At 54.6% G+C, this 5,515-nt stretch carries 2 rRNA genes; both read left to right on the top strand.

Features of this window, described 5'->3' with window-relative positions:
• The first annotated feature begins 185 nt into the window (after nucleotides 1-185).
• Nucleotides 186-1,709, top strand: a 16S ribosomal RNA gene (locus tag NG696_RS00080).
• A gap of 517 nt (nucleotides 1,710-2,226) precedes the next feature.
• Nucleotides 2,227-5,362 (top strand): 23S ribosomal RNA (locus tag NG696_RS00075).
• The 16S and 23S rRNA genes sit together here, the layout of an rRNA operon.
• The last annotated feature ends 153 nt before the right edge of the window (nucleotides 5,363-5,515 follow it).

The raw sequence follows: 5,515 nt of genomic DNA, 5'->3' as shown, positions 1-5,515 counted from the left end.
TGTGTCTGTTGTTTGAGAACTCAATAGTGTGCCAAGTTTGTTGATACCAATTTATTGTATTGAATTGGTTGAATTGATTGGATCCGCCACCCCGTGGTGTGGTCTGGTTTTTACAGCTGGTTTCAAATTTTGTGCAGCCATTTTATCCTGTTATTTCCGGGGTTGGTGGTTGTGTCTGTTTTACTTCAACGGAGAGTTTGATCCTGGCTCAGGATGAACGCTGGCGGCGTGCTTAACACATGCAAGTCGAACGATGAACCTCACTTGTGGGGGGATTAGTGGCGAACGGGTGAGTAACACGTGAGTAACCTGCCCTTAACTCTGGGATAAGCCTGGGAAACTGGGTCTAATACCGGATATGACTCCTCATCGCATGGTGGGGGGTGGAAAGCTTTATTGTGGTTTTGGATGGACTCGCGGCCTATCAGCTTGTTGGTGAGGTAATGGCTCACCAAGGCGACGACGGGTAGCCGGCCTGAGAGGGTGACCGGCCACACTGGGACTGAGACACGGCCCAGACTCCTACGGGAGGCAGCAGTGGGGAATATTGCACAATGGGCGAAAGCCTGATGCAGCGACGCCGCGTGAGGGATGACGGCCTTCGGGTTGTAAACCTCTTTCAGTAGGGAAGAAGCGAAAGTGACGGTACCTGCAGAAGAAGCGCCGGCTAACTACGTGCCAGCAGCCGCGGTAATACGTAGGGCGCAAGCGTTATCCGGAATTATTGGGCGTAAAGAGCTCGTAGGCGGTTTGTCGCGTCTGCCGTGAAAGTCCGGGGCTCAACTCCGGATCTGCGGTGGGTACGGGCAGACTAGAGTGATGTAGGGGAGACTGGAATTCCTGGTGTAGCGGTGAAATGCGCAGATATCAGGAGGAACACCGATGGCGAAGGCAGGTCTCTGGGCATTAACTGACGCTGAGGAGCGAAAGCATGGGGAGCGAACAGGATTAGATACCCTGGTAGTCCATGCCGTAAACGTTGGGCACTAGGTGTGGGGGACATTCCACGTTTTCCGCGCCGTAGCTAACGCATTAAGTGCCCCGCCTGGGGAGTACGGCCGCAAGGCTAAAACTCAAAGGAATTGACGGGGGCCCGCACAAGCGGCGGAGCATGCGGATTAATTCGATGCAACGCGAAGAACCTTACCAAGGCTTGACATGAACCGGAAATACCTGGAAACAGGTGCCCCGCTTGCGGTCGGTTTACAGGTGGTGCATGGTTGTCGTCAGCTCGTGTCGTGAGATGTTGGGTTAAGTCCCGCAACGAGCGCAACCCTCGTTCTATGTTGCCAGCGCGTTATGGCGGGGACTCATAGGAGACTGCCGGGGTCAACTCGGAGGAAGGTGGGGACGACGTCAAATCATCATGCCCCTTATGTCTTGGGCTTCACGCATGCTACAATGGCCGGTACAAAGGGTTGCGATACTGTGAGGTGGAGCTAATCCCAAAAAGCCGGTCTCAGTTCGGATTGGGGTCTGCAACTCGACCCCATGAAGTCGGAGTCGCTAGTAATCGCAGATCAGCAACGCTGCGGTGAATACGTTCCCGGGCCTTGTACACACCGCCCGTCAAGTCACGAAAGTTGGTAACACCCGAAGCCGGTGGCCTAACCCCTTGTGGGAGGGAGCTGTCGAAGGTGGGACTGGCGATTGGGACTAAGTCGTAACAAGGTAGCCGTACCGGAAGGTGCGGCTGGATCACCTCCTTTCTAAGGAGCACCTACGGATTGTTCATGCCATGTATGTGGTGTGGGGGGTTTGTCAGGAGTATATGCCCGTTGCGCAGACGATTGTTCTGCGGCGGGTGCTCAAGGGTGGAATATCAACGAATAGCGGCCGCTTGTTTTGCTCCTTGCCCAGTACGGTGGTTGGTTGTCCTTTTGGGATGGCCGGTCTGCCTGGAACGGTGTGGGTGCGGGGTGGGTGGTTTTGTGTTTGGCACACTGTTGGGTCCTGAGGCAACAGGGCCGTCGGGATGGGCTGCAGCTTACGGGTTGTGGTTTGTTTTGTCGGGTTTGTTTGTTTCTGGTTTCCTGGCTGCATCGATCACGCACTTTTGGGTGTGTGGGGTGTGTGGTTTGGGGTTGTTGTTTGAGAACTACATAGTGGACGCGAGCATCTTTTATAAGAAGCAATTTCCAAGAATATGAACCTGGATCTGTCTGCACCTTTTGGTGTGGGTGGTTTCTGTGGTTCTCTCGAAAATTAGCGTTTTTGATCTTTTGTGGTCAAGTTTTTAAGAGCACACGGTGGATGCCTTGGCATTAGGAGCCGAAGAAGGACGTAGGAATCTGCGATAAGCCTGGGGGAGTCGATAACCGGACTTTGATCCCAGGGTCTCCGAATGGGGAAACCCCGCCAGGGGCGCGAGCTGCCTGGTGACCCGCATCTGAACACATAGGGTGCGTGGAGGGAACGCGGGGAAGTGAAACATCTCAGTACCCGCAGGAAGAGAAAACAATAGTGATTCCGTCAGTAGTGGCGAGCGAACGCGGATCAGGCTAAACCGTTCCATGTGTGATAGCCGGCGGGCGTTGCATGGTCGGGGTTGTGGGACTTTCCATACCAGTTCTGCCGGACTGGTGAGGTGTGATGTGCAGGCATAGGTGAACGGTCTTGAAAGGCCGGCCAGAGAGGGTGTGAGCCCCGTAACCGAAATGTTTTGTGCCGCCTGGAGAGTATCCCAAGTAGCACGGGGCCCGAGAAATCCCGTGTGAATCTGTCAGGACCACCTGATAAGCCTAAATACTCCCTAATGACCGATAGCGGACCAGTACCGTGAGGGAAAGGTGAAAAGTACCCCGGGAGGGGAGTGAAACAGTACCTGAAACCGTGTGCTTACAATCCGTCGGAGCAACCTTGTAGTTGTGACGGCGTGCCTTTTGAAGAATGAGCCTGCGAGTTAGTGTTACGTCGCGAGGTTAACCCGTGTGGGGAAGCCGTAGCGAAAGCGAGTCTGAATAGGGCGTTGCAGTGGCGTGATCTAGACCCGAAGCGAAGTGATCTACCCATGGCCAGGTTGAAGCGACGGTAAGACGTCGTGGAGGACCGAACCCACTTCAGTTGAAAATGGAGGGGATGAGCTGTGGGTAGGGGTGAAAGGCCAATCAAACTTCGTGATAGCTGGTTCTCCCCGAAATGCATTTAGGTGCAGCGTTGCGTGTTTCTTGCTGGAGGTAGAGCTACTGGATGGCTAATGGGCCCTACAAGGTTACTGACGTCAGCCAAACTCCGAATGCCGGTAAGTGAGAGCGCAGCAGTGAGACTGTGGGGGATAAGCTTCATAGTCGAGAGGGAAACAGCCCAGACCACCAACTAAGGCCCCTAAGCGTGTGCTAAGTGGGAAAGGATGTGGAGTTGCGAAGACAACCAGGAGGTTGGCTTAGAAGCAGCCATCCTTAAAAGAGTGCGTAATAGCTCACTGGTCAAGTGATTCCGCGCCGACAATGTAGCGGGGCTCAAGTACACCGCCGAAGTTGTGGATTTCAGATATTAGCTAAGCCGCCCCTTGTGGGTTGGTTCAGGCGTCTGGAGTGGTAGGGGAGCGTCGTGTGGGCAGTGAAGTCGCGGTGTAAACCAGCGGTGGAGCCTACACGAGTGAGAATGCAGGCATGAGTAGCGAAAGACGGGTGAGAAACCCGTCCGCCGAATGATCAAGGGTTCCAGGGTCAAGCTAATCTGCCCTGGGTAAGTCGGGACCTAAGGCGAGGCCGACAGGCGTAGTCGATGGACAACGGGTTGATATTCCCGTACCGGCGAAAAACCGTCCATGTTGAACAGGGGATACTAACCGCCCGATGCCTGCCCGCCCACCCTTCGGGGTGATGTGGGTTTTGGTGGAGCGCGGGACCTGATCCTGGGAGGCAAGCGTATTAACAGGTGTGACGCAGGAAGGTAGCCAAGCCGGGCGATGGTTGTCCCGGTCTAAGGATGTAGGGCGAACGGTAGGCAAATCCGCCGTTCATGATGCCTGAGATCTGATGGGACCCCCTCACGGGGGGATTTGGTGATCCTATGCTGCCGAGAAAAGCATCGACGCGAGGTTTTAGCCGCCCGTACCCCAAACCGACACAGGTGATCAGGTAGAGAATACTAAGGCGATCGAGAGAATTATGGTTAAGGAACTCGGCAAAATGCCCCCGTAACTTCGGGAGAAGGGGGGCCCCAACCTTGAACACCACTTGCTGGTGGGAGGGGATCGGGGCCGCAGAGACCAGGGGGAAGCGACTGTTTACTAAAAACACAGGTCCGTGCGAAGTCGCAAGACGATGTATACGGACTGACTCCTGCCCGGTGCTGGAAGGTTAAGAGGACCGGTTAGCCTTACGGCGAAGCTGAGAATTCAAGCCCCAGTAAACGGCGGTGGTAACTATAACCATCCTAAGGTAGCGAAATTCCTTGTCGGGTAAGTTCCGACCTGCACGAATGGAGTAACGACTTCCCCGCTGTCTCAACCATAAACTCGGCGAAATTGCAGTACGAGTAAAGATGCTCGTTACGCGCAGCAGGACGGAAAGACCCCGAGACCTTTACTATAGTTTGGTATTGGTGTTCGGAGTGGCTTGTGTAGGATAGGTGGGAGACGTTGAAGCCCGGACGCCAGTTCGGGTGGAGTCATCGTTGAAATACCACTCTGGTCACTTTGGACATCTAACTTCGGCCCGTAATCCGGGTCAGGGACAGTGCCTGATGGGTAGTTTAACTGGGGCGGTTGCCTCCTAAAAAGTAACGGAGGCGCCCAAAGGTTCCCTCAGCCTGGTTGGCAATCAGGTGTCGAGTGTAAGTGCACAAGGGAGCTTGACTGTGAGAGAGACATCTCGAGCAGGGACGAAAGTCGGGACTAGTGATCCGGCGGTACATTGTGGAATGGCCGTCGCTCAACGGATAAAAGGTACCTCGGGGATAACAGGCTGATCTTGCCCAAGAGTCCATATCGACGGCATGGTTTGGCACCTCGATGTCGGCTCGTCGCATCCTGGGGCTGGAGTAGGTCCCAAGGGTTGGGCTGTTCGCCCATTAAAGCGGTACGCGAGCTGGGTTTAGAACGTCGTGAGACAGTTCGGTCCCTATCCGCTGCGCGCGCAGGAAATTTGAGAAGGGCTGTCCTTAGTACGAGAGGACCGGGACGGACGAACCTCTGGTGTGTCAGTTGTACTGCCAAGTGCACCGCTGATTAGCTACGTTCGGATGGGATAACCGCTGAAAGCATCTAAGCGGGAAGCTCGCTTCGAGATGAGATTTCCATACACCTTGTGTGTGAGAGGCCCCCAGCCAGACCACTGGGTTGATAGGCCGGATGTGGAAGCGAGGACTAACGACTCGTGAAGCTGACCGGTACTAATAGGCCGATAACTTACACCACACACCACTGCGTGAACGGCATTCAAAAGACGTTCACATCAAGCACTGGTAAGAAGATAACAAGACTGCTTGCGTCCACTATGTGGTTCCCAAACAACAAACCCGTCCACGGACGGCACGTTGCCCAGGGAACAAAAAACACAACACAATAACA

Source organism: Pseudarthrobacter cellobiosi (assembly GCF_023913755.1).
Classification (GTDB): Bacteria; Actinomycetota; Actinomycetes; order Actinomycetales; family Micrococcaceae; genus Arthrobacter; species Arthrobacter cellobiosi.
This window is presented reverse-complemented; position numbering and strand designations above follow the sequence as displayed.